Source organism: Duganella sp. Dugasp56 (assembly GCF_047304105.1).
GTDB lineage: Bacteria > Pseudomonadota > Gammaproteobacteria > Burkholderiales > Burkholderiaceae_D > Rugamonas > Rugamonas hordei.
Genome location: NZ_JBGLYQ010000036.1, coordinates 19,415 through 46,297, shown reverse-complemented (window position 1 = coordinate 46,297; position 26,883 = coordinate 19,415). Strand labels below are relative to the sequence as shown.

Here is a 26,883-nt window from a genome sequence, read left to right as displayed (position 1 = left end):
GATGAGTTGATAAAGATGGACTACCCGCCATCTATGCCGCATTGGTGGCCGGCGGCGGCATCACCGCGCCGGCGCGATAGGTGTTGCGGCCGGCCTGTTTGGCCTCGTACAGCAGCATGTCGGCGCGGTTCAGCAGCTCGGCCGGCGACACTTCCTCGTCGCGGTAGTAGGTCAGGCCGATGCTGGCCGACACCGATACCACCTTGCCATCGAGGTCGAACGGCGCCTGCATCGCGCTGACGATCTTGGCGGCCAGCGCGGCCGCGTCGTCGACCCGCCCGATGCGCTCCATGATGATGGTGAACTCGTCGCCGCCGAGGCGGGCGATGGTGTCGCTGGCGCGCATGGTGTGCGTCAGCCGCGCCGAGAATGCCTTCAGCAGGGCGTCGCCGACGCTGTGGCCATAGGTGTCGTTGACCGGCTTGAAGCGGTCGATATCCATGTACATGACCGCCATCAGGCCGCCGTGTTCGCGGCTGGCGTTCATCGCATCGTGCAGTTTTTGCAGGAAGCCGGCGCGGTTGGTCAGGCCGGTCAGCGCGTCGACCTGCGACAGCTTGAGCAGGCGCTGTTTCTCGCGCTTTTGCGCCGTGACGTCCTGGCGCATGACGTGGAAACCGATCACGCTGAGGCCTTCCTCGTCCATCTGCGGGATGTAGACCACTTCGAAGGTGCGTTCGGTGATGCCGCTGATGTCGTCCTCCTCGAACGTCAGCGTCTCTCCGGCCAGCGCGCGCTTGACGTAGGGCTCCAGGAAGGCGTAGCGCTCGGCGCCCATGGTCTGCTCGACGGTCTTGCCCAGCACGGCGACGCCGGTGCGGTTGAATTCACGCTCGTAGGCCAGGTTGTGGAAGCGGTAGATTTCCTCGGAATCGATATACGCCACCATCGCCGGCAGCGTGTCGGCGATGGTGCGCAGGCGCGACTCGCTTTCGCGCAGCGCCATGACCGACTTGCGTACGTGGGTGATGTCGTCCACCGTGCCGACGTAGCCATAGACCTTGCCGTCGACCACCATGGCGGCGATCTTGAACGAGACCCAGATGATCATGCCGTCCGGGTGCACGCAGCGCACCGTATCCTGGTAGGGCACGCGGGTCTGCGCCATGTGGTTCAGCGCCGCCTTCAGCACCGCGCGGTCGTTGGGATGGATCGCGCGCATCCAGGAATCTCCCAGCGCTTCCTGGCGCGTCAGGCCGGTGATGAATTCGAAGGTGCGGTTGACATAGGTGCAGCGGCCGGCGGCGTCGGCGCGCATCAATCCCAGCGGCGAGGCGTCGTTGACGGCGGCCAGCTCCGCCTGGTTTTTGCGCATGGCCAGCTCGGCCTCCTTGCGCGGCGTGATGTCGCGCGTGGTCACGGCGACGCCGTCGTCGATGGCGACGATCTGGTGGTGCAGCCAGTGGTGGCCCGCCGCCGGCAGGAAGTCCGCCTCGAACTCCTCTTCCAGCGGCCGGCCGCTGGCCAGCACCTTCTTGAATTTCTCCACGAAGCCGTGGCTGTGCAGCGCCGGCAGCACCTCGAGCAGCCGCTTGCCCTTGAGCTCTTCGCTGGTGCTGCCCAGCAGGACGGCGCCGCGCTCGTTCAGGTCGGTGATGGTGAAATCGACGATTTCCTTGCCCGGGCCGCGCACGTGGCAGGCCTTGAACAGGTAGACCGCGTCCATGCTGGCGTCGGCCGCCGCGCGCAGCATGGTCTGCGCCTCGCTGATCATGCGGGTGCTGCGGCGTAGCCGGCGCGCCTGCTGCATCAGCAGGCCGCAAAACAGCAGCACCAGCAGCGAGGCCACCGTGACGGCGGCGTAGTACATGTCGCGGTGGTGTTCGAAGCGCGTCAACGCCGAGCGCACCGGATTGCCGACCACCGCCATCAGCAGGTAGCGCGGCATGTCGGTGTAGCCGTAGATGCGGTCGACGTTGTCGAAGGGCCGGGTCGGCACCAGCTCTTCCTGCGCGTGGCTGCCTTGCCGCACGGTGAAATCGATGGCGTCGCTGATGATGAGCTGCTCGTCGACGCGGGCGGTGGACATGCCGTTGTCGCGGCTGATCAGCATCACCGCGCCGCCGGGATCGACGTTCAGGCGGTCGTAGTCCTCGACGAAATTGGCCGGGTCCATCATCACCAGGATCACGCCGGCGAACGCGCCGTTGCGGTCGTTGAGCCGGCGCGAGATCTGGATCTGCCATTTCTTGGTCCGCGGTTCGACCACCGGCGTGGCCACCTGCGGCGTATCGGCCGGATTGTCGGCATGCTTGCGGAAGAACGGCTGGTCGGCCATGTTCGGCGGGAAGTAGGCGTTTCGGCTGTCGAGCAGGCGGCCGTCGGACCCCAGCAGCGCCAGCGGCAGCTCCAGCTTGGACGGCAGCAGCGAATCGAGCAGGCCGTTCTTGCGGGTGAACTCGGCCAGCCGCAGCGCGCCGCCGGTCTCCTCGAACTTGAGCTTGAACAGCTGGGTGGCGTGGTCGGTCTGGCGCAGCAGGTGGTTGGTGTGCTCGGCCAGCGTGCGCGCCAGCGACTGGCTGTGCAGGCCGGCCTCGTAGCGGGCGGTTTGCAGTTCCTGGCCGAGCTGGTAGTCCACCGCCGTCCACATCGTCGCCAGCAGCGCCAGCGCAAACACCGGCAGCAGTATCGCGCGATACAGTTTGCGTAATAAGACCAGCGTCGGGCGTGCGGAAGTGCGATTCATCTCTGGCTTGTTTTCCTTGCGAGGGGAGCATGAACGCCATGTGTGGATATTCTGCACGGAAATATCAGGTTTGTGGCCCGCCAGTCAAAAAAAATCGTCTTCCGTTCACAGGCAATGTTGATTTCTTTATTAGAATAGCGCTCATGACAGAATTGATAATCAGCCTGGCCGCCGCGCGGGCGTTGCATCTGGCGGCGCAGGGCATGCTGCAGCCGCGCCGCCGCAAGGCGCGCAAGGCCGACGTGTTGGAAACGATACGCCAGATGGGCGTGCTGCAGATCGATACCATTCATGTGGTTGCGCGCAGTCCCTACCTGGTGCTGTGGAGCCGGCTGGGCGATTATCCTCAGCCGTGGCTGGAACAGTCGCTGGCCGAAGGTGAATTATTTGAATACTGGGCGCACGAGGCCTGCTTCGTGCCGATCGAGGACTATGGCCTGTACCGCCACCGCATGCTCGATCCGGAGGCGATGGGCTGGAAGTATTCGGCCACTTGGATGAAGGAACGCCGCGCCGACGTCGACAAGGTGCTCGAGCATATCCGCGCCAACGGCCCGACCCGTTCGTCCGATTTCGAGCGCACCGACGGCGAAAGCGGCGGCTGGTGGAGCTGGAAGCCGGAAAAACGCTCGCTCGAGGTGCTGTTCACCACCGGCGCGCTGATGATCGCCGCGCGCCACAACTTCCAGCGCATCTACGACCTGGCCGAGCGTGTGCTGCCGCACTGGGACGACGGCCAGCTGCCGGCGCTGGACGACACGCGCCGCGCGCTGGTGCTGAAGGCGGTCAAGGCGCTGGGCTGCGCCCGCGCGCCGTGGATCAGCGACTACTTCCGCACCAGGCCGCCGCGCCTCGATCCGGAAAGCCTGGTCGAGGAGGGCGCCCTGCTGCGCGCCTGGGTCGACGACTGGGACGATCCGATCTACGTCCATCCCGATCACGCCGGGCTGCTGCAAGCCGCCGCCGCCGGCACGCTGGCGCCGACCCTGACCACTATCCTGTCGCCGTTCGATCCGGTGGTGTGGGACCGCCGCCGCGCGCAGGAGCTGTTCGATTTCGACTACCGGCTCGAATGCTATACGCCGGCCGAGAAGCGGCGCTACGGCTACTTCACGCTGCCGATACTGCGGCGCGGAGCGCTGGTCGGCCGGGTCGACGCCAAGGCGCACCGGCGCAACGGCATGTTTGAACTGAAGTCGCTGGTGCTGGAGCCTGGAGTGCGCGTGAGCGACCGCTTCGTGCGCGACGTCGCCGGCGCGCTGCAGCGGCTGGCCAACTGGCACGAGTGCTCGGAGGTGCGGATCGCGCAGGCCACGCCGGACAGCTTCGCGCCGCTGCTGCGGGCCGCGCTCAATAATGAAAATGACAAGGAAGCCGCATAATGACTTTGCCCACCGCGCCCGCCAGCCTGCTCGGCCCCGACGGCCAGCCGCGCTTCGGCCGCTACGCCGGACAGGTCGGCCGCATCGACTGGAGCGAACTGGCCGCGCCGTTCGCCCGCAGCCGCCTGTGGCGCCGCTTCCATCACAAGCGCTGGCACTACGTCGCGCTGTGCACCGAGCGGATCTTCTGCGCGGTCGCCATCGTCGACCTGGGCTGGACCAGCACCGCCTTCGCCTACGCCTTCGACCGCGACGACGGCGACATGCTGGCCAATTTCTCGCAGGACGGCTTGCCTGGTTTGTCGGCGCGGCTGGCCAACCACGCCGGCGAATCGAGTTTGTTCAGGACACGCAAGAGCCGCATCGCCATCGACAGCAACGGCGACGGCAGCTTCAACCTCGAACTGCGCTGCGAATACCTGGAGATCGACGCCAGCTTCGGCCCCGGCGCTTCGCCGCTGCTGCTGGCTTCCGGGCCGATCGCCCGCGGCTCGGTGCATGCGACGCAGAAGTCGTCCGGCCTGCCGCTGAGCGGCGAAGTGCGCACCTTCCGCGACGACTACGACCTGGCCGGCGGCGTGGCCAGCTTCGACTACTCGAACGGCCTGCTGGCGCGCAACACCGACTGGCGCTGGGCCTCGGCGCATAATCTGGAGATGGGTTTCAACCTGCAGGCCGGCTATTTCGGCGGCCACGAAAACGCGTTGTGGCTGGACGGCCAGGTGCATGCGCTGGCGCCGGCCCATTTCATCTATGATAAGAGCGACGCGCTGTCGCAATGGCACATCTTCACCGAGGACGACTTGCTGGAGCTGTACTTCACGCCCGAAGGCGCGCGCCGCGACAACAAGAACCTGGTGGTGGCGGCCAGCAAGTACCTGCAGCCCATCGGCACCTTCACCGGCTGGGTGCGCAGCGCGCCGGACCAGCCCAAGCGCGTGGTCACGCAGATGATGGGCGTGACCGAGGACCATACCTCACGTTGGTAGACTGCCGGAGGCGCCAGCCATGAGCATCAGGAATCTCGACCGTTTGTTCCAACCCGCTTCGGTGGCGGTGATCGGCGCGTCCGATAATCCGCAGCGCATCGGCACCAAAGTACTGGCCAACCTGGTGGATGCCGGCTTCGGCACGGTCTGGCCGGTCAATCCCAAGCACCAGTCGCTGCACGGCATGCCTTGCTACGCCAGGGTGGCGGCGCTGCCGTCGGCACCCGACCTGGCGATCCTGTGCACGCCGCCGGCCACCATTCCCGGCCTGATCGCCGAACTGGGCGCGCGCGGCACCAGGGCCGCCATCGTCATGACGGCGGGGCTGGACCAGATCAAGGCCGGCAGCCGCACCATCGAGCAGGCCATGCTGGACGCGGCCAGGCCGCACCTGCTGCGCATCCTCGGTCCCGGCAGCGTGGGCCTGCAATCGCCGGCGCTGGGGCTCAACGCCAGCTTCACCCACATCGCCGCCGACAGCGGCAAGCTGGCCTTCGTATCGCAATCGGGCGCGCTGGGCACGGCGGTGCTGGACTGGGCCAGCCTGCGCGGCATCGGCTTCTCGCGCTTTGTCGCCATGGGCGATGGCGCCGACGTCGATTTCGGCGACCTGCTCGACTACCTGGCGGCCGACGCCGGCACCGAGGCGATCCTGCTGTGCATCGAGCATGTCAGCTGCGCGCGCAAGTTCATGTCGGCCGGCCGGCTGGCGGCGCGCGGCAAGCCGGTGATCGTGCTGAAAGTGGGGCGCGACGCCGCGCCCGGCGCCGACCTGGTGTTCGACGCCGCGATCCGCCGCGCCGGCATGCTGCGCGTGTATTCCACCGAGGATTTGTTCGACGCGGTCGAAACGCTGGCGCGCCAGCGGCCGCAGCGCGGCGAGCGGCTGGCGGTGCTGACCAATGGCGGCGGCCTGGGACTGATCGCCGCCGATGCGCTGGCATGCGGCGGCGCGCAACTGGCGCCGTTGTCGGACGACACCCTCAAGCGCCTGAAGCTGGCCGAGGCGCCGCAGGCCAATCCGGCCGACCTGCTGGCCGACGTGCCGGTCGAGCGCTACACCGGCGCGGTCGAGGCGCTGCTGCGCGAAACGCAGGCCGACGCGCTGCTGTTCCTGCACGCGCCCACCGCCATGGTGTCGAGCACTTTGATCGCCGAGGCGGTGGCGCCGCTGATGCTGGCGGCGCGCAAGAACGTGCTGTCCTGCTGGCTGGGCGGGCGCTCGGTGGCCGCCGCGCGCAAGATCTTCGCCGATGCCGGCCTGGCCACCTACGACACGCCGGAAAAGGCGGTGCACGGCTTCCTGCAGATCGCCCAGTACCGCCGCAACCAGGAGCTGCTGATGGAGGTGCCGGCCGCGTCGGCCGCCACCGGCGCGCCCGAACGCGCGGCGGCGCAGGCGCTGGTGGCGTCGCAACTGGCGGCCGGCCGCAGCGAGTTGTCCGACAACGATGCGCGCGCTCTGCTGTCGGCGTACGGCATCGCGCTGGCCACGCCGCAACAGGCCGCGCTGGCCGGCCAGACGCTGGCGGTGGCGCGCATCCAGATCGTCGCCGATCCGGTGTTCGGGCCGGCGGTATTTTTCGGCCAGGGCGGCATCGCGGCGGAAGTGGCGGCCGACCGCGCCGCCGGACTGCCGCCGCTGAACATGGTGCTGGCGCGCGACATGGTCGGCCGCACGCGCGTGGCGCGCCTGCTGGCGCAGGGCCAGACCGCGGCCGACGCCGAGGCGCTGTGCCGCACGCTGGTGCAGGTGGCCGACATGGTGGCCGACCTGCCGCAACTGGCGGAACTGGACCTGAATCCCTTGCTGGCGCTGGGCGGCGGCGTGGTGGCGCTGGCCGCGCGGGTGCGCCTGGCGCCGGCGCGCGCGGAGAAGACGCTGGCGATCCGCCCGTATCCGCAGGCGCTGGAACAGCCGCTGGACTGGCGCGGCAGCCGCATCCTGCTGCGGCCGATCCGGCCCGAGGACGCGCCGCAGCACCAGGTGTTCTTCAACGCGCTCGATCCGGACGACGTGCGGCTGCGCTTTTTCTCGGCGATGCGCGAGCTGCCGCCGGCCCAGCTGGCGCGGCTGACGCAGATCGACTACGACCGCGCGATGGCCTTCATCGCCACCCGCACCGGCGCCGACAACAAGCCGGAAACGCTGGGCGTGGTGCGCGCCATCGCCGACGCCGACAACCAGTCGGCCGAATTCGCCATCATCGTGCGCTCCGACCTGAAAGGGCAGGGGCTGGGCTATATTTTGTTCCAGAAGCTGGTCGATTACTTCCGCAGCCAGGGCACTGCAGAGATCGTTGGCGACGCCTTGTCGGAGAACCTGGGCGTGCAAAAACTGGTGCGCGATTTCGGCGGCGTGGTTTTACCGCATCCTGAAGCGGGAATGGTGCGGCTCCAATTGCCTTTACGATAGCATTCCTGCCGAGCTTGATATATATTGGGCATGTCGGCTATACACAAATCATATAAGCGCAGGCCAAGTTTGTTTTAGGTCAAAGCGCACCTGTCGGGTTTATTTACACTTTCACTTCCGCTTGTGCCGCCCAATCAGGGGATGTGCGTAACTTCAGCTTTGGGAGTCAGAATGTTAACCGCCACATATACACTGGTAGCACTGTCGGTCGAGCACTCGAGTGTTCGCCTCAGTCTGCAGTCTTTTCAAAAATATGTGCGTTCGACATTGATGCATCAGAACAGCATCTCTTTGTCGCAACTGGAGTATGCCTGCGAGAATTTGAACACGCTGTACCAGGCCTGCCATTGGCGCAAGACCGAGATGTACCTGATCCCCGCGCTGCGCGAGGCGACCGAGCGCGCCGATCATTTGCTGGACGAACTGAACCGGCTGAACCAGTCGGCGCTGGCGGCCATCCGCACGCTGCAGGAAAAACTGGGCACGCTGGCCGACGTGCGCGACGAGCACGTCAACCAGATTTGCGAAAGCATCGAAACGTTTTGCACTTCGCTGCTGAAGCGGCTGGAGAAGGAAGAGCAGGAACTGTTTTCCATCGCCCGCAGCGCGATCGCCGGCGAAACCTGGTTCTCGATCGCCAATCAGTTGATGATGCATGACAAGCACCTGGAAGAAATGAAGCGCACCGGCGTACCGCCGGCCGAGGCCGCCAAACCGAAGGCCAGGGTGGCCGCCGTGCGCACGCTGTCCAGCGGCTTGCGCACCGATAAGGATGGCCAGATCAGTATTCCTGGCCTGCAAGTATTGCCGACTATAAGCCTGGAGCCCAGCCCGGACCATCTCCGGCCACAGCCGGTTACCGCCAAATAGCACACGCTTCGGGCAAATTCCCATTGCTTTGCTATGATGGTGGTTTTAGCCATTTCATAGCGCACCATGTTCGAATTCATCTTCAAGCGCACTAACGACCAGACGGCCGATCCGCAGGCTGACGGCGCAGCATCCGGGCAGGGCGCCGGCGAGGCCGCGTCCGCCGCATCGGCGAGCCGCCGCGACGAGCAGGCGCAGCTTGCCGCCACGCTGGCCGGTGACGAGGCTGCGGCCGTGGAGTTGATCCTGCACAGCGAATTCGCCGGCGTGCGGCTGGCGGCGGCCGAACATGTGCGGTCGCAGCAATTCCTCGAGCAGGTGCAGCAGGCGATGCGCAATACCGACCGCCGCGTCGCCAAGCTGATGCAGGGCCGGCTGGAAGCGATCCGCTATCAGCAGGCCGAGCAGCAGAAGGCGCAGGCCTGCCTGGATCTGGCGAATAAATTGTTGCAGGACGAAAAGTTGACACCGAATCAGGTGGCCGAGCTGGACCGGCAGTGGAAGATCACCGCGCCGGTGCCGTCGCTGGCCGAGCCGTACGCCGTCGCGCGCGCCGCGCTGGCCGCCCGGCTGGAGGCGCAGGTCAATCTGCAGCGGACCATTATCGATGCGATGGCCGCGGTGCGCCAGTTGCCGTCGGCCGGACTGCCGCAGGACGAGGCCCTGCAGGCGCTGGAACTTCACACCGTCGCCCTGGCGGACTACCAGGCCGCGCCCGAACACAATGCGCTGCCCAAGCATCTGCTGAGCGACTACGCGCAGGCGGTCGAGCAAAGCCGTGCAGCCCTGGTGGCGCCGGTGCAGCGCGCCGCCGCGCCGGAAGCCCCGGCAGCGCCGGAGGCCGCCGACGGTGCCGCCGCTGCTTCTCCCGCAGCCGCCAATACGCCACCGGCCGCGCGCGAGCCGAAAAAGGATAACCCGCGCAATCCGGCCAAGGCCGCCGCGCCGAAGGAAACCGACAAGAAGTTCCTGGAAGCGCTGGATGCGATGGAAGCCGCGCTGGAGCAGGGCCATCTGCACGCCGCCGCCGACCACGACAAATGGCTCAAGGAGCACAAGACCCGCCTGTCGCCGGCCCAGACCGACCGCCTGAACCACGTCCGCGCCGAGCTCAAACGCCTGGGCGACTGGGCGCGCTGGGGCGGCAACGTCTCGCGCGAGGAACTGGTCAAGGCGGTGGAAGACCTGCCGGCGCTGGGCCTGGCGATGAGCGAACTGGCCAAGAAGGTCGGCAGCATGCGCGACCGCTGGAAGGCGCTGGACGCCGTCTCCGGCCACGCGCCCAAGAGCTTGTGGGAGCGTTTCGACAACGCCTGCACCACCGCCTACGCGCCGGCCGCCGCCCACTTCAAGCAGCTGGCCGAGGAACGCCACGCCAACGCTGCCAAGGCCCAGGCGCTGATCGATGAGACCCGCGCCATGGCCGCCAGCGCCGCCGGCGAAGGCGCCGACCTGAAGAATGTCGCCGCCGCCGGCCAGCGCCTGCGCCAGGTGTGGGGCCGCCTCGGCACCATCGACCGCAAGGAAAAACGCAAGCTCGACCAGGCCTTCGACAAGGCGCTGGCGCAGATGCTGGCGCCGTTGGCCGAACAGCGCAAGGTCGAGACCGCCAAGCGCGAACAGCTGATCGCCGAAGCGGAGCAGATGCAGGCCACGGACCGCCACACGCTGGACAACCTGCGCCGCCTGCAGGAACGCTGGCAGGAACAGGCCAAGGCGCTGCCGCTGGAACGCAAGGCCGAGCAGGCGCTGTGGCAGCGTTTCCGCGCGGCCTGCGACGCGATCTTCGCCAAGCGCAAGGAGACGGCGCACGCCGCCGATCACGAGCGCAAGGCGCACCTGCATGCGCGCGAGGCGATTTGCAAGGAACTGGAAAGCGCCACCTTCACCGGCGACGACAAGGCGCAACTGGCGGCCATCGCCAAGGCGCTGCGCGACGCCGCCTCGGCCTGGAGCGGGACCGGCAGCGTGCCGCGTTCGGCGGAAGCCCGCATCACCCAGCGTTACCAGGCCGCCGTGACGTCGGTGCAGGGCCAGGCAGACGCCATCAAGCGTCGCGCCGGCGCCGCCCAGGCCAACGCGCTGCGCGACAAGCTGCGGCTGTGCCAGGCGCTGGAAAGCGCCATCGGCGCGGGCGAGACCGCCATCGACGGCGCCGACTGGCAAGCACGCTGGGCCGCGTTGCCGCCGCTGGCCGCCGATTACGAACGCGCGCTGCATGGCCGGCTCAGCGCCGCCCTGGGCGCGCTGGATGGCAAGCTTGGCGCCTATGCCGAGCAACTGGAGCGCAACCGCGCCAAGCTGCTGGACGAAGTGCTGCGGCTGGAGATCGTGGCCGGCGTCGACAGCGGCGCCGAATTCGCGCGCGAACGCCTGAAGATGCAGGTCGAGGTGCTGCAATCGTCGCTGAAATCCGGACAGAAACCGCAGAGCGCCGGCGCCGCTTACCTGCAGCTGTGCGCCATGCCGGCGCTGGCCGACGATCGCACCGCCAGCCGCATCGAGCAGCTGTTCCGCCGCATCGGCGCCTCGGAGCGTGCATGACCGCGACCGGTAACCAGGTCCAGGTACGCATCCAGACCGAGGATTTCGACCTCTCCACCGAGTTGGCGCAACTGCGCGCCGCCAACCCCAAGATTGGCGCTATCGTGACGTTTGTCGGCACCGTGCGCGACCTGAACGACGGCGCCAGCGTGGCGGAGATGGAGCTGGAACACTATGCCGGCATGACCGAGCAGTCCATCCAGGCCATCATCGAGCAGGCCTCCCGGCGCTGGCCGCTGTTCGGCGCGCTGGTGATCCACCGGGTCGGGCCGCTCAAGCCGATGGAGCAGATCGTGCTGGTGGCGGTGACGTCGGCGCATCGCGGCGAGGCCTTCGCCGCCTGCGAATTCATCATCGACTACCTGAAGACCGAAGCGCCGTTCTGGAAAAAAGAGCAGACGCCGGACGGCGCGCGCTGGGTCGACGCCCGTGTCAGCGATGACGCGGCGCTGAAAAAATGGAGCACACCGAGCTGATTTGATGTAAGTCATGGATTTGTTGAATAAATAGGTGTCTCCTTGAAAACTGATCGCACATCCCTATGTATGCGATAAGTTAAATATATCGGAGCAATTCCATGCGGCAAGACAAACTCACCACCAAACTCCAGGAAGCCCTGTCGGACTCGCAGAGTCTGGCCGTGGGCAACGACAATCAATACATCGAACCGGTCCACCTGCTGACGGCGCTGCTGAACCAGAGCGACGGCAGCGCGCGTTCGCTGCTGCAGCGCGCCGGCGTCAACGTCGGCGGCCTGACCAAGGCGCTGGGCTCCTCGCTGGAGCGCCTGCCCAAGGTGTCCGGCACCGGCGGCGACGTGCAGGCCAGCCGCGAGCTGGTCTCGGTGCTGAACCTGGCGGACAGGGAAGCGCAGAAGCGCGTCGACCAGTTCATCTCCAGCGAGATGGTGCTGCTGGCGCTGACCGACGACAAATCGGACGCCGGCACGCTGGCGCGCGAGAACGGCCTGACCCGCAAGTCGCTGGAAGCGGCCATCGACACCGTGCGCGGCGGCGCCAAGGTTGATACGCAGGAGGCCGAAGGCCAGCGCGAGGCGCTGAAAAAATACACGCTGGACCTGACCGAGCGCGCCCGCGCCGGCAAGCTCGATCCGGTGATCGGCCGCGACGACGAGATCCGCCGCGCGATCCAGGTGCTGCAGCGCCGTACCAAGAACAATCCCGTGCTGATCGGCGAGCCCGGCGTCGGCAAGACCGCCATCGTCGAAGGCCTGGCGCAGCGCATCGTCAACAACGAGGTGCCCGATTCGCTCAAGGGCAAGCGCGTGCTGTCGCTGGACATGGCGGCGCTGGTGGCCGGCGCCAAGTACCGCGGCGAGTTCGAGGAACGGCTCAAAGCCGTGCTGAAGGAGCTGGCGATGGACGAGGGCCAGACCATCGTCTTCATCGACGAGATGCACACGATGGTCGGCGCCGGCAAGGCCGACGGCGCCATGGACGCGGGCAATATGCTCAAGCCTGCGCTGGCGCGCGGCGAGCTGCACTGCGTCGGCGCGACCACCCTGGACGAGTACCGCAAATACATCGAGAAGGATGCCGCGCTGGAGCGCCGCTTCCAGAAGATCCTGGTCGACGAGCCGTCGGTGGAAGCCACCATCGCCATCCTGCGCGGCTTGCAGGACAAGTATGAGCTGCACCACAAGGTCGCCATCTCTGACGCCGCCATCATCGCGGCGGCGGAACTGTCGCACCGCTACATCACCGACCGCTTCCTGCCCGACAAGGCGATCGACCTGATCGACGAGGCCGCGTCCAAGATCAAGATCGAGATCGACTCCAAGCCGGAGGTGATGGACAAGCTGGAACGCCGCCTGATCCAGCTGAAGATCGAGAAGGAAGCCGTCAAGAAGGAAAAGGACGAGGCCTCGCGCCGGCGCCAGGACCTGATCGACGAGGAGATCGTCAAGCTGGGGCGCGAACTGAACGACTACGAGGAAATCCTCAAGGCCGAGAAGGCGGTGGTGCAGGGCAGCACCCACATCAAGGAAGAGATCGACCGCATCAAGCTGCAGATGGAGCAGGCCACGCGCGAGAGCAACTGGCAGCGCGTGTCGGAACTGCAGTACGGCCGCCTGCCGGAGCTGGAAGCGCAGCTCAAGCAAGCCGAGAGCGTGAGCGCCAAGGAAGGCGAGGCGGCCAAGCCGAAACTGCTGCGCACCGAAGTCGGCGCCGAGGAGATCGCCGAGGTGGTGTCGCGCGCGACCGGCATTCCGGTGTCGCGCATGATGCAGGGCGAGCGCGACAAGCTGCTGCACATCGAAGAGAAGCTGCACGAGCGCGTGGTGGGGCAGGACGAGGCGATCGACGCCGTGTCCGACGCGATCCGCCGTTCGCGCGCCGGCTTGTCCGATCCGAACCGTCCGTATGGTTCCTTCATGTTCCTGGGGCCGACGGGCGTCGGCAAGACCGAGCTGTCGAAGGCGCTGGCCGGCTTCCTGTTCGACACCGAGGAATCGATGATACGCATCGACATGAGCGAATTCATGGAGAAGCACTCGGTGGCCCGCCTGATCGGCGCGCCGCCGGGTTACGTGGGCTACGACGAGGGCGGCTACCTGACCGAGGCCGTGCGCCGCAAGCCGTACAGCGTGATCCTGCTCGACGAGGTGGAGAAGGCGCATCCGGACGTGTTCAACGTGCTGCTGCAGGCGCTGGACGACGGCCGCATGACCGACGGCCAGGGGCGCACGGTGGACTTCAAGAATACCGTCATCATCATGACGTCCAACCTGGGCTCGCACAAGATCCAGGCGATGGAGGAATCCGACCCGGGCGTGGTGAAGCTGGCGGTGATGGCCGAGGTGCGCTCGCATTTCCGTCCGGAGTTCATCAACCGTATCGATGAAATCGTCGTGTTCCACGGCCTCGATGAGAAGAACATCGGCGCCATCGCCAAGATCCAGCTGGCGATCCTGGAGCAGCGCCTGGCCAAGATGGAGATGACCTTGACGATCACCGAGGCGGGGCTGCACAAGATCGCGGAAGCGGGCTACGATCCGGTGTACGGCGCGCGGCCGCTGAAGCGGGCGATCCAGCAGCAGATCGAAAATCCGCTGTCGAAGATGATCCTGCAGGGCCGCTTCGGTCCGAAGGACACCATCCACATCGACGCCGATCCGGTCAGCGGCGAGCTGGCCTTTACCTGAGCTTAGCGGGCTAGTGGTGGACGATGCGGTTGCGGCCGTCGCGTTTGGCGCGGTACAGCGCGTCGTCCGCCCGTTTCAGTACATCTTCGTAGGAGCCGTCGCCGGGCAGCAGTTCGCTCAAGCCGCCGCTGATGGTGGCGCCGCGGCCCAGCGTGCCCAGCTCGCGCAGGGCCTCCGCCACTTTTAGCCGCAGCCGCTCGGCGATCGGCATCGCCTGCTGCCAGCGAGTGTGCGGCATCAGGATCACGAATTCGTCGCCGCCCAGCCGCGCGGCGAAGTCGGTGCTGCGCAGTTCATGCCGGCACACCTCGGCCGTGGTGACGATCGCCTTGTCGCCGCTCAGGTGGCCGTATTCGTCGTTGATGCCTTTGAATTGGTCGATGTCGAAGATCAGCACCGAAGTCGGCGTCTCGTAGCGGGCGTACAGCTCGTAGTGCTCGGTCAGCGCGGCCATCAGCTTGCGCCGGTTCGACAGTCCCGTCAGCGAATCGGTTTCGCTCTGCATGCGCAGCAGCGCCTCCAGCTTCTTGCTGGCGGTGATATTGCTGGCGACCCACAGCACCGCTTCTTCTCCCTGCACCAGGTGACCCAGCGCCTGCACGCGCCCCTCGAACCATACCGTGTCTTCCGGGCCGTCGCTGTCCAGGCCCTTGACGTCGGCGCGGGCGAGTTGATACTCGACCGCGTGCAAACCGGGGCTGTCCAGGGCATGGGCGATCTGCTCGATGAACCAGCCGGCCTTGTCGCGGTTCAGCACCTCCGGGATGCTTTTGCCGACCAGGCTGCTGCCGTCGTGATAGTAGCGGGCGTCGGTGCCGCCAAACAGCGCCGCGTAGCGGCCGCTGCGCGTGATGATGAATGCCGGATCCGGCAGCGCGGCCAGCAGCGCGGCGATCTGCCCGGTCGAGAGTTGCGACAAATCCGTCATGCGGTCCCGCTGTTCCAGTTGTTGAGTTTTCACTTATATACCGTACTTTCGTCCAAGACAACGTTAACGGTACATTTCTGCAAAACTTGACCAAATATCTATTTTTGTCCGAAAAAAGCGGTCGGCGTGCTGCCGAAGGTCTTCTTGAACATCGCCGAGAACGCCGACTGGCTGGCGTAACCCAGCTGCGCGGCCACCTGCGACAACGGCACGCCGCGCGTGATCAGCGGGGCGGCGTGCGCCAGCCGGACCTGCTGGCGCCACTGGCTGAAGCTCATGCCCAGCTCGCGTTCGAACAGGCGCGTCAGCGTGCGTTCGGAGGCGCCGACGCGGGCCGACCAGGCTTCCAGCGTCAGCTCGGCGCCGGGATCGTCGATCAGCGCGTTGCACAGGGTTTTCAGGCGCTTGTCCTGCGGCAGCGGCACGCGCAGCGGGCGCTCGGCGCAGCGCGGCAGTTCGTCGAGGATCATGTCGGCCAACAGCTGTTCGCGGCTGGATTGCTCGTGCTGGTCGTGCTGTTCGAACGCGGCCATCAGTTCACGCAGCAGGCCGGACACTTCGACCACCTTGCAGTCGTCGGCAAAGGGCGAGCGGCTGGCGTGCACGCACAGCGGCCGCAGGCGGGTCGGCTCCAGCACGGTGACCGCGTGCACCACGTCCGGCGCGATCCAGACGGCGCGCTGCGGCGGCACGATCCAGCTGCTGTTGTTGGCGGTCACCCGCATCACGCCTTGCAGCGCATAGGTGAACTGGCCCCACGGGTGATGGTGCGGCAGCAGCACGGCGTCGGCAGGCAGGTCGCGGCCCGACATGGTCAGCGGCCGGGCCGGGGTGGGATAGTCGCAATCCCAGTTGAACTGCGTGTGCGTGACGACAGGGATGGGCATGGCGGAAATTCGATAAATGTTGACTCTCTATCTTAAATCAGCCGGGGCGGAAATGCTTACACTGTGTTTTCTTTTTCAGCAGGGGAGCGGTATGGACGACAAATCGTTGCTGCGGCAGGACGCCAGGGTCATCGGCCTGGTCGGGCTGGCGCATGGCACGTCGCACTTTTATCACGTGATCATGGCGGCGCTGATTCCCTGGCTGAAACCGGAATTCCACCTGAGTTATTCCGAGCTGGGCTTGCTGATGACCGTGTTCTTCGTGGTCTCGGGCATCGGACAGGCGCTGGCGGGATTTGTAGTGGACCGCTTCAGCGCCCGGGCGGTGCTGTTCGGCGGCATCTCGCTGCTGGGCTTGTCGGCGGTGCTGCTGTCGAGCGCACACAGCTATGTACAGCTGATGCTGGGCGCCTTGCTGGCCGGCTGCGGCAACAGCGTGTTCCATCCGGCCGACTACACGCTGCTGAACCAGCGCGTGTCCAAGGCGCGGCTGGCGCATGGCTTCTCGGTGCACGGCATCAGCGGCAATATCGGCTGGGCGGTGTCGCCGCTGTTCCTGACCTACGTTGCCGCCCGCACAGACTGGCGCACCGCGCTGCTGTGCGCGGCGTTGCTGCCGCTGAGCGTGCTGGCGCTGCTGGTATGGAATCGCCATGCGCTGCGTCCCGAAGTTGCCGCCGAAGTTGCCGCATCAAGTGCAGCATCCGGTAAAACGTCCGGCACGCTGGGCTTCCTGCGGCTGCGCGTCGTATGGATGTGCTTTGCCTTCTTCCTGATCTCCGCCGTGGCGCTGGCCGGCATCCAGACCTTTGCCGCCACCAGCCTGGTGAGTCTGTACGGCATGTCGCTGGCCTGGGCCACCGCAGCCTATACCTCGTACATGGTGGCCTCGGCGTTTGGCATGCTGTACGGCGGCTTCCTCGGCGCCGGCAGCCGCCATCACGACCGCATCATCATCGTCGCCTTCGGCACTGCCGTCGTGCTGGCGTTGATACTGGCCGCCGCCGTGGTGCCCGCCTGGGCGGCCGTCATGCTGATGGCGCTGATCGGTTTGGTGACCGGCATCTCCGGTCCGTCGCGTGATTTGATGATACGCGGCGCGGCGCCGGCCAACGCCACCGGTCGCGTGTTCGGCGTTGTCTATTCCGGGCTCGACAGCGGCCTGGCGCTAGGCCCGCTGCTGTTCGGCGCGCTGATGGACGCCAACCATCCGGCCGGCGTGTTCATCGGCATCGGCGTGTTCCAGGCGCTGGTGATATTGACCACGATAGGCGTCGGCGGCAGGCGCCGCATGGCCGGGATTCCCGAGGCGATATAGTTTCGACAGCGTCGCGCAGGGTTCACAGTTCTCGGAAAAACGTATCAATATTCAAGCCAGCATGCCATGATTGCCTATCGATTTTTTTGCACAGGCACATCGGATTGTCTTGCAAAATAGAAGCGACACACGCAGCGATGTGCGGTTTTTTTGGAGAGACATGATGCTTGCAAACATGAAGGTTGCAACCCGGCTCGGGCTTGGCTTTGGCGTCGTCATCATCCTGCTGCTGGTGCTGTCGGTCGTCAGCCTGATGCGCCTGGCGGTGCTCAACGACGGCATCCGCCGCATCACCGAGGACCGCTATCCCAAGGTCGTACTTTCAAATGAAATGGTCAAGCGAACCATCGACAACGGCAGCGAGTTGCGCAGCATGCTGCTGGCCAACAGCGATGAGGAGCGTGAAAAATTCAAGGCCATCGTGGCCGCCAACCGCGGCAAGGTCGCCGACGAGCTGGCCAAGTTGGACAAGGTGACCGCCAGCGAAAAAGGCCGCCAGATGTATCGCGACATCGTAGACAAAGGCAATCTGCTGGCCCCCAAATATGACCAGCTGTATGCGCTGGCCAAGTCCGACCCGAAGCGCGCGGTGGAATACATGAAGGGCGATTTTGTCCAGGCCAACAACGCCTATTGGGCCGCGTTGGAAGCCATCGCCAAGTACGAGGGCGAGCAGATGGACAAGGAGACGCAAGGGGCCGATGACGTCTACGCCGCCACGCGCCAGCTGGTGATACTGCTGTCGGCGGCCGCGGTGCTGGCGGCGGTGGCGATCGCCTGGCTGATCACGCGCGACCTGGTGCGGCGCCTGGGCGGCGAACCGGGCTATGCGGCGGACCTGATGGCGCGCATTTCGCAAGGAGATCTGAATGCCGAGGTGGTGACGCGGCCGGGTGACAGCGGCAGCATGCTGTATGCCGTCAAGGAAATGATGGGCAAGCTGCGCCAGGTGGTGGATGGCCAGCGCAGCGTGGTGACGGCCGCCAACCGCGGCAATTTTGAGGCGCGGGTCGACCTCAACGGCCTGCAGGGCTTCCAGCGCGAAATGGGCGAAGGCTTGAACCAGCTGGCCACCACGACCGGCGCCAGCATCGCGGACGTGGTGCGGGTGATGGGCGCCATGTCCGAAGGCGACCTGACCAAGACCATCGACAAGCCTTATGAAGGCGCGTTCGCCGAGCTGAAGGAATACGCCAACAACACGGTGGCCAAGCTGGCGCAGGTGGTTAGCGAAGTCAACAACAACGCCGAAGCGCTGGCGGCGGCGTCCGAGCAAGTCAGCGCCACCGCGCAGGCGCTGGCGCAGGCGGCCTCCGAGCAGGCCGCCAACGTCGAGGAAACCTCGGCCTCGGTGGAGCAGATGACGGCCTCGGTGGCGCAGAACACCGAGAACGCCAAGGTCACCGACGCCATGGCCAGCAAGGCCTCCGGCGAAGCGAGCGAGGGCGGCGAGGCGGTGCGCTCGACCGTGGCGGCGATGAAGCAGATCGCGGCCAAGGTCTTGATCATCGACGACATCGCCTATCAGACCAATCTGCTGGCGCTGAACGCGGCGATCGAGGCGGCCCGCGCCGGCGAGCACGGCAAGGGCTTTGCCGTGGTGGCGGCCGAGGTGCGCAAGCTGGCCGAACGCAGCCAGGTGGCGGCGCAGGAAATCGGCCAGGTGGCCAGCGGCAGCGTCGAGCTGGCCGAGCGGGCCGGGCAGATGTTGGGCTCGATGGTGCCCAACATTAAGAAGACCTCGGACCTGGTGCAGGAAATCACGGCCGCCTCGGAAGAGCAGTCCGCCGGCCTCACCCAAATCAACTCGGCCATCAGCCAGCTGAGCCAGACCACCCAGCAGAACGCGTCCGGCTCGGAAGAGCTGGCCTCGACAGCCGAACAAATGAGCAGCCAGGCCGAGGAATTGCAGCAGACCATGGGCTTCTTCTCGATCGGCGGCGGCGCGCGGACGCCGGCGCCGCAGCGCGGCAGCGTCAGGCTGATGCGGCCGCGGCAGGCGTCGAGCCTGCGCACGCTGGCCAGCGGCCAAAGCATGCTGGAGCCGGACGAAGCGGACTTCGTGCGGTATTAACTTTTGTGCGGGTTGAACAGTCGCGGTCTTTCGGCATAGAATCGGTGCCATCTTTATAACGCCGAGGACTATGATGAATTTTGCCACCACCGATTTATGCGACGACAACAGCAAGCTGCTGGACGACGGCCGGCTGGCCGTGTTGCCGCCGGTCTTCCGCCACTTCGGCAAGCACGTGCAGTTCTCCGGCCGCGTCACCACGCTGAAGGTGCATGAGGACAATGCGATCGTGCGCGCAATGCTGGAAACGCCGGGGGACGGCAACGTGCTGGTGATCGACGGCGGCGGCAGCATGCGCCGCGCGCTGGTCGGCGGCCAGCTCGGCCTGCTGGCCCAGGACAATGGCTGGTCCGGCATTGTGGTCGACGGCTGCATCCGCGACACCGACGAACTCAACTCCTGCGAAATCGGCGTGCGCGCGCTGGGCGCCCATCCGCAAAAGAGCAGCAAGAAGGGCGCGGGCGAGCGCAACCTGCGGGTGCACATCGCCGGCGTGCCGGTCAACCCGGGCGACTGGATCTACGCCGACGCCGACGGCATCCTGGTGGCGCAGCAAAAACTGTTCTGACTCCCTCCTTCTTTTCTTGCCGCCCAACAAATTCGAGCGATCTGTTGGGCGCTACCATCAATCTCTCCCGTTTTTTCATCTGACGAAAATGCCGTTCCACATCGCGAAATTTGATGTGTGAGCGCAGCATGATTTTCTTCCATGGAGAGAAATTTCTTTCCGTATCGTGGAAAATAATAATTAACCAGTTGATTTGTATGGGTTTTAATTTAGTTATATGTCTTATATAAGACAATTGGTGCCGAGCACAAAAAGGTCTACCATTTGTTTAACAGATGTCGCATTTAACTAAGGAGAACACCATGGCAACTCGTGAACAGCAAATCGCAGCCCTGCAGAAAGACTGGGATAGCAACCCGCGCTGGAAGGGCGTCACCCGCACCTACACGGCCGAGGATGTGGTACGCCTGCGCGGTTCCCTGCAGATCGAGCACACGCTGGCCAAGCGCGGTGCGGAAAAGCTGTGGGACCTGGTCAACAACGAGCCCTTCGTCAATGCGCTGGGCGCGCTGACCGGCAACCAGGCCATGCAGCAAGTCAAGGCCGGCCTGAAGGCGATCTACCTGTCCGGCTGGCAGGTTGCGGGCGACGCCAACCTGGCCGGCGAAATGTACCCGGACCAGTCGCTGTATCCGGCCAACTCGGTACCGATGGTCGTCAAGCGCATCAACAACACCTTCCAGCGCGCCGACCAGATCCAGTGGTCCGAAGGCAAGGATGACATCGACTTCTTCGCGCCCATCGTGGCCGATGCCGAAGCCGGCTTCGGCGGCGTGCTGAACGCCTACGAGTTGATGAAGTCGATGATCGACGCCGGCGCCGCCGGCGTGCATTTCGAAGACCAGCTCGCTTCGGTCAAGAAATGCGGCCACATGGGCGGCAAGGTGCTGGTGCCGTCGCGCGAAGCCGTGGAAAAACTGACGGCGGCCCGGCTGGCGGCCGACGTCATGGGCACCTCGACGCTGGTGATCGCCCGCACCGACGCCGAGGCGGCCGACCTGCTGACCTCGGACGTGGACGACAACGACCGCCCGTTCTGCACCGGCGAGCGCACCGTCGAGGGCTTCTACAAAGTCAGGCCGGGCATCGACCAGGCGATTTCCCGCGCGCTGGCTTACGCGCCGTACGCCGACCTGGTCTGGTGCGAAACCGGCAAGCCGGACCTGGCCTTCGCCAAGCAGTTCGCCGATGCCGTGCACGCCAAATTCCCGGGCAAGATGCTTGCCTACAACTGCTCGCCGTCGTTCAACTGGAAGAAAAACCTGGACGATGCCACCATCGCCAAGTTCCAGAAAGAACTGGGCGCCATGGGCTACAAGTTCCAGTTCATCACGCTGGCCGGTTTCCACGCGCTGAACTACGGCATGTTCAACCTGGCGCACGGTTACGCGCGCCGCCAGATGTCGGCCTTCGTGGAGCTGCAGGAAGCCGAGTTCGCCGCAGCCGAGAAGGGCTTCACCGCGGTCAAGCACCAGCGCGAAGTCGGCACCGGCTACTTCGATGCGGTGACCCAGACCATCCAGAACGGCCAGTCGTCGACCACCGCGTTGCACGGCTCGACTGAAGACGAGCAATTCTTCGACAAGAAGGTGGCCTGAGGGAAGGCCGCAGCGTAGAGGGAGTTGCCGGCGCTGCGGCTGTTTTACTTCAGGGTTGCTGTTGATGCTGCTGCAGGTGGTGACGAAGGCGCCGCTGGAACTCGTCGATATCGTCAACCGTGGCCAGGTCGTCGTCCACGTCGATCATGTGGGTGCTGTGGCCGGGAGCGAACGACACGCTGGCTTCCACATCGCCCTTTTTCTCCGACAGGGAATGTCCCTGGACGGCGCCCAGCACGTTGCCGTGCGCATCCGTTACGATGGTCATCTTCATGACATGCCTCCGCCTTGCAGGTTGTGGAAGGCGCCACCCACGCCCTGGTTGTGGATCTGCACGAAATAGGTGGCGTTGCCGTCGTTTTCCTTGCGCTTGCTTTGCTGGTCCGCCATGTGCACCGCGCCCTGGTTGGGCGCCTTGACATCGGCCGAGGCAAACTGCGTGCCGTGATCGCTGCCGTAGCTGTAGCTCCAGAACGCCGTTTGGCCGGGCGCCAGGAAGGTCAGCGGACCTACGTTATTGAAAGACATGATCTCCTCCTTGAAAAGTCTCCGCGCATGCAAATGCAGCGCGGCAGTTCCATGCTAGCCCCCACACTGGCGTACGCTTTGATGCAAACGATGTGTGCGCTTTTTTGGCTGGATCGCCTTTCTAGTGGATAATGCGGGATTGTTCCGCACCACCCATTTAGGAAATACCAAGCTTATGTTGAGTTACCGCCACGCCTTTCACGCGGGTAATCACGCCGATGTGTTGAAGCATTTCGTGACCATCCAGTTGCTGCAGTATCTGAATCAAAAAGATACCGCATACAGCTACATCGACACCCACTCCGGCGCCGGCGTGTACGCGCTCGACGGTACGTTCGCCTCCAAGAACGCGGAATACGATACCGGCATCGGCCCGCTGTGGGAACGCACCGACATGCCTGCGGCGGTCAAGGAATATGTCGACCTGGTGCGCGCCATGAACCCGAGCGGCAAGATGCGCTACTACCCCGGTTCGCCGTACATCGCCGACCAGGTCGCGCGCGAGCAGGACCGCCTGCGCCTGTTCGAGCTGCATCCGGCCGATTCGAAACTGCTGGCCGATAACTTCCGCAAGCTCGAAGAGCACGCCGCGCAGCAGGGCATCCGTCCGACCACGCGCGGCAAGCGCGTGCTGATCACCCGTGGCGACGGCTTCCAGGCGCTGAAGGCGCTGCTGCCGCCGCCGTCGCGCCGCGCGCTGGTGCTGATCGATCCGCCGTATGAAGACAAGATGGACTATAAGAAGGTCAAGGACACGCTGGCCGACGCGCTGGTGCGTTTCCCGACCGGCACCTATGCCGTCTGGTACCCGCTGCTGCAGCGCATGGAGTCGCGCCAGTTCGCCGACAAGCTCAAGCAGCTGCAGGCGTCGAGCTGGCTCAACGTCGTGCTGACCACCAACACGCCGATGCCGGACGGCTTCGGCCTGCACAGCAGCGGCATGTTCATCCTCAATCCGCCGTACACGCTGGAGCCGATGCTGAAGGAAGCCATGCCCTACCTGGTCAAGGTGCTGGGCAAGGACTCCGGCGCGCGCTTCACGCTCGAGAGCGGCACACCGACGGCTACGCGCAACAACGCCGTGCGCCGCCCCGTTACACGATAGAAAAATGTTGTCAGGACGGTATAGTACGGTTAGTCTGGTGGATAGCGGGCCGCTGCAGGAGACAGCCGCCCGGTAATCAAGCAGATTGCAGATTGGGAGCTTCCCATGATGATGACGACTACGCCGGTACCGTCCAACTTTGCTGACAATTTCTTTTTGGCGCGCCAGCCCATCCTCAATCGGGGACAGCGGCTGGTGGCCTACGAATTGCTGTTCCGCGACGCGCGGCAGCGCAACGAAGCCGACGTCACCGACGATGCGGAAGCGACCGCCACCGTCATCGCCCATGCCTCCGAGCTGGGCATGGGGCAGGTGGTCGGCGACCAGATGGCCTTCGTCAACGTCGACGCCGTCGGGCTGATGAGCGACTTCATCCGCTTCCTGCCGAACGATAAAGTCATCCTTGAAATCCTTGAAACGGTGAAGGCCACGCCGGAAGTGATGGACCGCGTGCGTGAGCTCAAGCAGGCCGGCTTCAAGTTCGCGCTGGACGACGTGATCGGCCATTCCGAGGACGTGCAAAAGCTGCAGCCCTTGTGCGACGTGATCAAGGTCGACATCAAGGACATGCAGCCGGGCACCTTGCAGGCGCTGGCGCGGGTGCTGAAGAACCCCAGGCAAAAGCTGCTGGCCGAGAAAGTCGAGACCATCGAGGAGTTCCAGCAATGCATGGAGCTGGGCTTCGAATATTTCCAGGGCTATTATTTTGCGCGGCCGGTGATCCTGAGCGGCAAGAAGATCTCGCCGTCGCAGCGCAGCGTGCTGCACCTGCTGGATTTGCTTAACACGGACGCCACCAGCCAGGAGATCGAGCGCAGCGTCAAGCACGATGCGCTCATCACGCTGAACCTGCTGCGGCTGGTGAACACGCCGGCGGTGGGCGCCCGCTACAGGATCAACTCGGTCGGCCATGCGTTGATGGTGCTGGGCCGGCGCCAGCTGCAGCGCTGGCTGCAGATCCTGCTGTACGTGAAGAACGGCGGCACACAGGAATTCACGTCGCCGCTGCTGCAACTGGCCACCACGCGCGGCAAGACGATGGAGCTGATGGTCGAGCACCTGCGGCCGGGGCAGCGCGTCAGCGCCGACATCGGCTTCACGGTGGGGGTGATGTCGCTGATGGACACGCTGTTCTCTATCCACATGCGTGACGTGCTCGACAGCGTCAACGTGCTGGACGAGGTGCGCGCCGCGTTACTGCATCGCAGCGGCGACTACGGCAGCATGCTGAACCTGATCGAGCACATCGAAAAAGCCGGCGATGGCAAGACGCTGGCGCCGCTGCTGCACCAGCTGGCCCTGAAGCCGTCCGAACTGTACGCGATCCAGCTGGCCGCCATCGAATGGGTGACCGAGTACGCCCGCCACATCTGACCCCGGATTTTATTGGCCCAGCAGCAGGAACACGGTGGGCTTCTTGTGGAAGTCGGGCGCCTTGGCGGTTTTCCATTGGGCCGCCGTCATCGTGCGGATGGTTTCCGATGGCAGGCTGAGGTCGGTCGCCACGCAGACCAGCGTGCCCGGCGCGCAGGCCGTCACCAGCGCTTCCAGCATGGCGGCGTTGCGGTACGGCGTTTCGATGAACAGCTGCGTCTGCTTTTCCTTGCGCGAGCGCTGCTCCAGCTCCTTGATGCGGACGGCGCGCTGCGCGGCGTCGGTCGGCAGGTAGCCGTTGAAGGCGAAGCTCTGTCCGTTCAGGCCGCTTGCCATCACCGCCAGCAGCAGCGACGACGGCCCGACCAGCGGCCGCACCGGGATGTTGTGCTGGTGCGCCAGCCGCACCAGGTCGGCGCCGGGGTCGGCCACCGCCGGCACGCCGGCTTCCGACACCAGGCCGCCATCCTGTCCCGCCAGCAGCGGCGCCAGCAGGCCCGCCAGCGCGGCGGCCGGGGTGTTGACGTTGAGTTCGGAAATCTTGATCTCTTGCAGCGGCTTGGCCAGCGGATGCTGGGCGTTCACCAGTTTTAAAAACGCGCGCGCCGTCTTGGCGTTCTCGGCGACGAAGTAGTCGAGTTGCGAGGTGATGCGCTGCACCTGTTCGGGCAGCACGTTGGCGAGCGCTTCGGTCTCGCCCAGGGTGTTCGGTATTAAGAAGAGGGTGCCGGGCATAAAAATCTTTAGGTATTGAAAAAGGAGACGCCAATCCTGCGCAGCATGCCTGTCAGCGCGATCAAAGGCAAGCCGGTGAGGGCGGTCGGGTCGCTGCTGTCGATGCGCTCGAGGATGGCGATGCCCAGCGCTTCGTTCTTGGCGCTGCCGGCGCAGTCGTACGGCTGCTCGATGCGCAGGTAGGCGTCCAGCTCGGCGTCCGGCAGGTCGCGGAAGGTGACTGCGGTCCGGATATCCTCGACCTGCGCCTGGCCGTTCCGCCCGTCAAACACGCACAGCGCGGTGTGGAAGATCACTTCGCGGCCGCGCATCTTTTGCAGCTGGGCCAGTGCGTTGGCGTGGTTGCCCGGCTTGCCGATCTGCTCGCCGTCCAAAGTGGCGACCTGGTCGGAACCGATGACGATGTAGCCCGGCATCTTGGCGGCCACGGCGGCGGCCTTCTCGCGCGCCAGCCGCAGCGCGGTGGCGCTGGGCGATTCCCCGGCCAGCGGCGTTTCGTCGATGTCCGGCACCGCGACCTCGAACGGCAGTTGCAGCCGTGATAACAATTCCTTGCGATAGGCCGAACTGGAGGCGAGTACGAGTAAACTTGATGTCATGAGGGGAATGTTATATGCTCTGTCGCCGGTAACGCCAGCGGCAAAAAGAACGAAAAAAACGCTAAGGCTTTGACTTGATGACGAAAACCCTGCTATTATCGCAGGTTTTCCGGGGAAATTTTCTGTAATGAATGCTATTGTGATCGACGCCTTTGATTTTTGTCGGAGCAACGGCAGCAGAGAAGGCGTGACGCCCGTTGCCGAAATGACCCGTTTGACCAAGGATTGCGCCGATACTTCCGGCACGATTTCCTGGAAGGTAGTAGGGGGCACCAGCAAGATGGGCTTCCCGCAGATGACGCTGTCGGTATCCGGCACCGTGCAACTGGTCTGCCAGCGCTGCCTGACGCCTTATGCTCACACCATCGACGCCTCGACGCTGTTGATGCTTGGTAAGGATGATGAGCAGGCGGATGAAATTGAAGAAATGATCGACGACGAGACGATCGATGTCATCGTCGGCAGCCGCAGCATGGAGCTGATGGATCTGGTGGAAGACGAAGCGCTGCTGGCCCTGCCGCATACGCCGAAACACGATGTCTGCCCCGATTCCGCCCTGCTGGACAAGGCAAAAAGCGAGAAGTTGTCGCCGTTCGACGCCCTCAAGGGCCTCAAATCCGAATAAGTAGTGTTGTAAAGAACGTGTCAAACGCGTGTAGTAAATCGAGTATGGCAAGTCAGCAGTGAAATGTAGTAAATCTCAGTTTAACTATGCCGGTTCAGTTTTGCCGGCAGGATACTCGATTCGCATGTATTTGCTGGTCGAATGTGTTAAAATTTTAGAACTTATGTATTAGGAGTCATTAACATGGCAGTTCAACAGAACAAGAAGTCCCCATCGAAGCGCGGTATGCACCGTTCGCACGATTTCCTGGTTGCTCCACAACTGGGCATCGAGCCAACCACCGGTGAAACCCACCTGCGTCACCACATCAGCCCTAACGGCTTCTACCGTGGTCGTAAAGTCCTGAAAACCAAAAACGACGAGTAATCGACGCTTTTGCTGGACTCGGAAATAGGCGGTGCTGCGTGGTTGACTCGCATGCATCGCTTTTTCTTTTTCTTCGGCTGCAATCCTCTTTTGCACACCGTCATTTTGAAACGCGTAGACCTGGA

The 26,883-nt window shown here is 64.7% G+C and carries 22 protein-coding genes; 15 read left to right on the top strand and 7 right to left on the bottom strand.

What is annotated here, in order from left to right; genetic code table 11:
- Positions 1–31: 31 nt before the first annotated feature.
- A complete protein-coding gene (locus ACCD07_RS23195; protein WP_353403051.1) occupies positions 32–2,686 on the bottom strand; it encodes a diguanylate cyclase domain-containing protein in 2,655 nt (884 codons plus the stop codon).
- 143 nt (positions 2,687–2,829) lie between these two features.
- Here ACCD07_RS23195 and ACCD07_RS23190 point away from each other — a divergent pair, with 143 nt between their 5' ends.
- The 7 genes from ACCD07_RS23190 to clpB all read left to right on the top strand — a co-directional run bounded on the left by ACCD07_RS23190 (position 2,830) and on the right by clpB (position 14,053).
- Complete coding sequence (locus ACCD07_RS23190) at positions 2,830–4,068, top strand: winged helix-turn-helix domain-containing protein (RefSeq protein ID WP_413448675.1); 1,239 nt, start codon at positions 2,830–2,832, stop codon at positions 4,066–4,068.
- Positions 4,068–5,057, top strand: coding sequence for a DUF2804 domain-containing protein (locus tag ACCD07_RS23185; protein WP_176651626.1), 990 nt, complete (start codon positions 4,068–4,070; stop codon positions 5,055–5,057). Before ACCD07_RS23190 ends, ACCD07_RS23185 begins: the two co-directional genes overlap by 1 nt.
- A gap of 19 nt (positions 5,058–5,076) precedes the next feature.
- Positions 5,077–7,473 (top strand): bifunctional acetate--CoA ligase family protein/GNAT family N-acetyltransferase, encoded by a 2,397-nt coding sequence (locus tag ACCD07_RS23180; protein WP_413448674.1) that lies wholly within the window; start codon positions 5,077–5,079, stop codon positions 7,471–7,473.
- A 270-nt stretch (positions 7,474–7,743) separates the two neighbouring features.
- On the top strand, positions 7,744–8,343 hold the full coding sequence (locus tag ACCD07_RS23175) for a hypothetical protein (protein ID WP_353403054.1): 600 nt from the start codon (positions 7,744–7,746) through the stop codon (positions 8,341–8,343).
- Positions 8,344–8,409: 66 nt separating this feature from the next.
- Positions 8,410–10,887 carry a DUF349 domain-containing protein gene (locus tag ACCD07_RS23170; RefSeq protein WP_413448673.1) on the top strand — a complete coding sequence of 826 codons (2,478 nt, stop codon included), beginning with the start codon at positions 8,410–8,412 and terminating at the stop codon, positions 10,885–10,887.
- Positions 10,884–11,363: a molybdopterin synthase catalytic subunit MoaE gene (gene moaE, locus ACCD07_RS23165; RefSeq protein ID WP_176651622.1), complete on the top strand. Its 480-nt coding sequence runs from the start codon at positions 10,884–10,886 to the stop codon at positions 11,361–11,363. The genes ACCD07_RS23170 and moaE overlap by 4 nt, the downstream gene beginning before the upstream one ends.
- Before the next feature lie 101 nt (positions 11,364–11,464).
- Complete coding sequence (gene clpB / locus ACCD07_RS23160) at positions 11,465–14,053, top strand: ATP-dependent chaperone ClpB (protein WP_353403057.1); 2,589 nt, start codon at positions 11,465–11,467, stop codon at positions 14,051–14,053.
- Between the two features lie 10 nt (positions 14,054–14,063).
- Here the strand turns inward: clpB and ACCD07_RS23155 are convergent, their stop codons facing one another.
- Entirely contained in the window at positions 14,064–15,014 is a 951-nt protein-coding gene (locus ACCD07_RS23155; RefSeq protein ID WP_413448672.1) for a GGDEF domain-containing protein, read from the bottom strand.
- 65 nt (positions 15,015–15,079) lie between these two features.
- Positions 15,080–15,868: an AraC family transcriptional regulator gene (locus ACCD07_RS23150; RefSeq protein WP_176651620.1), complete on the bottom strand. Its 789-nt coding sequence runs from the start codon at positions 15,866–15,868 to the stop codon at positions 15,080–15,082.
- Between the two features lie 91 nt (positions 15,869–15,959).
- On the opposite strand from ACCD07_RS23150, the gene ACCD07_RS23145 reads away from it, so the two are divergent.
- The 4 genes from ACCD07_RS23145 to aceA all read left to right on the top strand — a co-directional run bounded on the left by ACCD07_RS23145 (position 15,960) and on the right by aceA (position 21,426).
- The gene (locus tag ACCD07_RS23145) at positions 15,960–17,186 is read left to right on the top strand and encodes an MFS transporter (RefSeq protein ID WP_413448671.1); all 1,227 of its coding nucleotides are present in this window, start codon (positions 15,960–15,962) and stop codon (positions 17,184–17,186) included.
- 163 nt (positions 17,187–17,349) lie between these two features.
- Positions 17,350–19,260 (top strand): methyl-accepting chemotaxis protein, encoded by a 1,911-nt coding sequence (locus ACCD07_RS23140; RefSeq protein WP_413448690.1) that lies wholly within the window; start codon positions 17,350–17,352, stop codon positions 19,258–19,260.
- Between the two features lie 73 nt (positions 19,261–19,333).
- Positions 19,334–19,828 (top strand): ribonuclease E activity regulator RraA, encoded by a 495-nt coding sequence (gene rraA, locus ACCD07_RS23135; RefSeq protein ID WP_413448689.1) that lies wholly within the window; start codon positions 19,334–19,336, stop codon positions 19,826–19,828.
- Positions 19,829–20,130: 302 nt separating this feature from the next.
- Entirely contained in the window at positions 20,131–21,426 is a 1,296-nt protein-coding gene (aceA, locus tag ACCD07_RS23130) for an isocitrate lyase (RefSeq protein ID WP_176651618.1), read from the top strand.
- Between the two features lie 49 nt (positions 21,427–21,475).
- Here aceA and ACCD07_RS23125 read toward each other — a convergent pair whose 3' ends face one another.
- Both ACCD07_RS23125 and ACCD07_RS23120 read right to left on the bottom strand, forming a co-directional pair.
- The gene (locus ACCD07_RS23125; RefSeq protein WP_176651617.1) at positions 21,476–21,700 is read right to left on the bottom strand and encodes a hypothetical protein; all 225 of its coding nucleotides are present in this window, start codon (positions 21,698–21,700) and stop codon (positions 21,476–21,478) included.
- Positions 21,697–21,954, bottom strand: a complete 258-nt coding sequence (locus ACCD07_RS23120; RefSeq protein ID WP_176651616.1) for a hypothetical protein — start codon at positions 21,952–21,954, stop codon at positions 21,697–21,699. Before ACCD07_RS23120 ends, ACCD07_RS23125 begins: the two co-directional genes overlap by 4 nt.
- 175 nt (positions 21,955–22,129) lie before the next feature.
- Here ACCD07_RS23120 and ACCD07_RS23115 point away from each other — a divergent pair, with 175 nt between their 5' ends.
- Together ACCD07_RS23115 and ACCD07_RS23110 are read left to right on the top strand one after the other, a co-directional pair.
- Positions 22,130–23,059: a 23S rRNA (adenine(2030)-N(6))-methyltransferase RlmJ gene (locus tag ACCD07_RS23115; protein WP_176651615.1), complete on the top strand. Its 930-nt coding sequence runs from the start codon at positions 22,130–22,132 to the stop codon at positions 23,057–23,059.
- Positions 23,060–23,164: 105 nt separating this feature from the next.
- Positions 23,165–24,433, top strand: coding sequence for an EAL domain-containing protein (locus tag ACCD07_RS23110; protein ID WP_176651614.1), 1,269 nt, complete (start codon positions 23,165–23,167; stop codon positions 24,431–24,433).
- 9 nt (positions 24,434–24,442) lie between these two features.
- Here the strand turns inward: ACCD07_RS23110 and ACCD07_RS23105 are convergent, their stop codons facing one another.
- Positions 24,443–25,168: an SAM-dependent methyltransferase gene (locus ACCD07_RS23105; protein ID WP_413448670.1), complete on the bottom strand. Its 726-nt coding sequence runs from the start codon at positions 25,166–25,168 to the stop codon at positions 24,443–24,445.
- Between the two features lie 8 nt (positions 25,169–25,176).
- On the bottom strand, positions 25,177–25,767 hold the full coding sequence (locus tag ACCD07_RS23100) for a Maf-like protein (RefSeq protein WP_413448669.1): 591 nt from the start codon (positions 25,765–25,767) through the stop codon (positions 25,177–25,179).
- A gap of 127 nt (positions 25,768–25,894) precedes the next feature.
- On the opposite strand from ACCD07_RS23100, the gene ACCD07_RS23095 reads away from it, so the two are divergent.
- Together ACCD07_RS23095 and rpmF are read left to right on the top strand one after the other, a co-directional pair.
- Positions 25,895–26,392: a YceD family protein gene (locus ACCD07_RS23095; RefSeq protein WP_176651611.1), complete on the top strand. Its 498-nt coding sequence runs from the start codon at positions 25,895–25,897 to the stop codon at positions 26,390–26,392.
- A gap of 183 nt (positions 26,393–26,575) precedes the next feature.
- Positions 26,576–26,758, top strand: a complete 183-nt coding sequence (gene rpmF, locus ACCD07_RS23090) for a 50S ribosomal protein L32 (RefSeq protein ID WP_008449924.1) — start codon at positions 26,576–26,578, stop codon at positions 26,756–26,758.
- Positions 26,759–26,883: the final 125 nt, after the last annotated feature.

What these genes read in the sequence shown, in the direction of transcription:
- ACCD07_RS23115 (WP_176651615.1), top strand. Translation starts at nt 22,130, where the DNA reads ATGTTGAGTTACCGCCACGCCTTTCACGCGGGTAATCACGCCGATGTG.
- ACCD07_RS23125 (WP_176651617.1), bottom strand. Translation starts at nt 21,700, where the DNA reads ATGAAGATGACCATCGTAACGGATGCGCACGGCAACGTGCTGGGCGCC.
- ACCD07_RS23185 (WP_176651626.1), top strand. Translation starts at nt 4,068, where the DNA reads ATGACTTTGCCCACCGCGCCCGCCAGCCTGCTCGGCCCCGACGGCCAG.
- moaE (WP_176651622.1), top strand. Translation starts at nt 10,884, where the DNA reads ATGACCGCGACCGGTAACCAGGTCCAGGTACGCATCCAGACCGAGGAT.
- ACCD07_RS23195 (WP_353403051.1), bottom strand. Translation starts at nt 2,686, where the DNA reads ATGAATCGCACTTCCGCACGCCCGACGCTGGTCTTATTACGCAAACTG.
- ACCD07_RS23105 (WP_413448670.1), bottom strand. Translation starts at nt 25,168, where the DNA reads ATGCCCGGCACCCTCTTCTTAATACCGAACACCCTGGGCGAGACCGAA.
- ACCD07_RS23120 (WP_176651616.1), bottom strand. Translation starts at nt 21,954, where the DNA reads ATGTCTTTCAATAACGTAGGTCCGCTGACCTTCCTGGCGCCCGGCCAA.
- aceA (WP_176651618.1), top strand. Translation starts at nt 20,131, where the DNA reads ATGGCAACTCGTGAACAGCAAATCGCAGCCCTGCAGAAAGACTGGGAT.
- ACCD07_RS23110 (WP_176651614.1), top strand. Translation starts at nt 23,165, where the DNA reads ATGATGATGACGACTACGCCGGTACCGTCCAACTTTGCTGACAATTTC.
- ACCD07_RS23190 (WP_413448675.1), top strand. Translation starts at nt 2,830, where the DNA reads ATGACAGAATTGATAATCAGCCTGGCCGCCGCGCGGGCGTTGCATCTG.
- ACCD07_RS23140 (WP_413448690.1), top strand. Translation starts at nt 17,350, where the DNA reads ATGCTTGCAAACATGAAGGTTGCAACCCGGCTCGGGCTTGGCTTTGGC.
- ACCD07_RS23145 (WP_413448671.1), top strand. Translation starts at nt 15,960, where the DNA reads ATGGACGACAAATCGTTGCTGCGGCAGGACGCCAGGGTCATCGGCCTG.
- ACCD07_RS23180 (WP_413448674.1), top strand. Translation starts at nt 5,077, where the DNA reads ATGAGCATCAGGAATCTCGACCGTTTGTTCCAACCCGCTTCGGTGGCG.
- ACCD07_RS23170 (WP_413448673.1), top strand. Translation starts at nt 8,410, where the DNA reads ATGTTCGAATTCATCTTCAAGCGCACTAACGACCAGACGGCCGATCCG.
- ACCD07_RS23095 (WP_176651611.1), top strand. Translation starts at nt 25,895, where the DNA reads ATGAATGCTATTGTGATCGACGCCTTTGATTTTTGTCGGAGCAACGGC.
- ACCD07_RS23150 (WP_176651620.1), bottom strand. Translation starts at nt 15,868, where the DNA reads ATGCCCATCCCTGTCGTCACGCACACGCAGTTCAACTGGGATTGCGAC.
- ACCD07_RS23100 (WP_413448669.1), bottom strand. Translation starts at nt 25,767, where the DNA reads ATGACATCAAGTTTACTCGTACTCGCCTCCAGTTCGGCCTATCGCAAG.
- clpB (WP_353403057.1), top strand. Translation starts at nt 11,465, where the DNA reads ATGCGGCAAGACAAACTCACCACCAAACTCCAGGAAGCCCTGTCGGAC.
- rpmF (WP_008449924.1), top strand. Translation starts at nt 26,576, where the DNA reads ATGGCAGTTCAACAGAACAAGAAGTCCCCATCGAAGCGCGGTATGCAC.
- rraA (WP_413448689.1), top strand. Translation starts at nt 19,334, where the DNA reads ATGAATTTTGCCACCACCGATTTATGCGACGACAACAGCAAGCTGCTG.
- ACCD07_RS23175 (WP_353403054.1), top strand. Translation starts at nt 7,744, where the DNA reads ATGCATCAGAACAGCATCTCTTTGTCGCAACTGGAGTATGCCTGCGAG.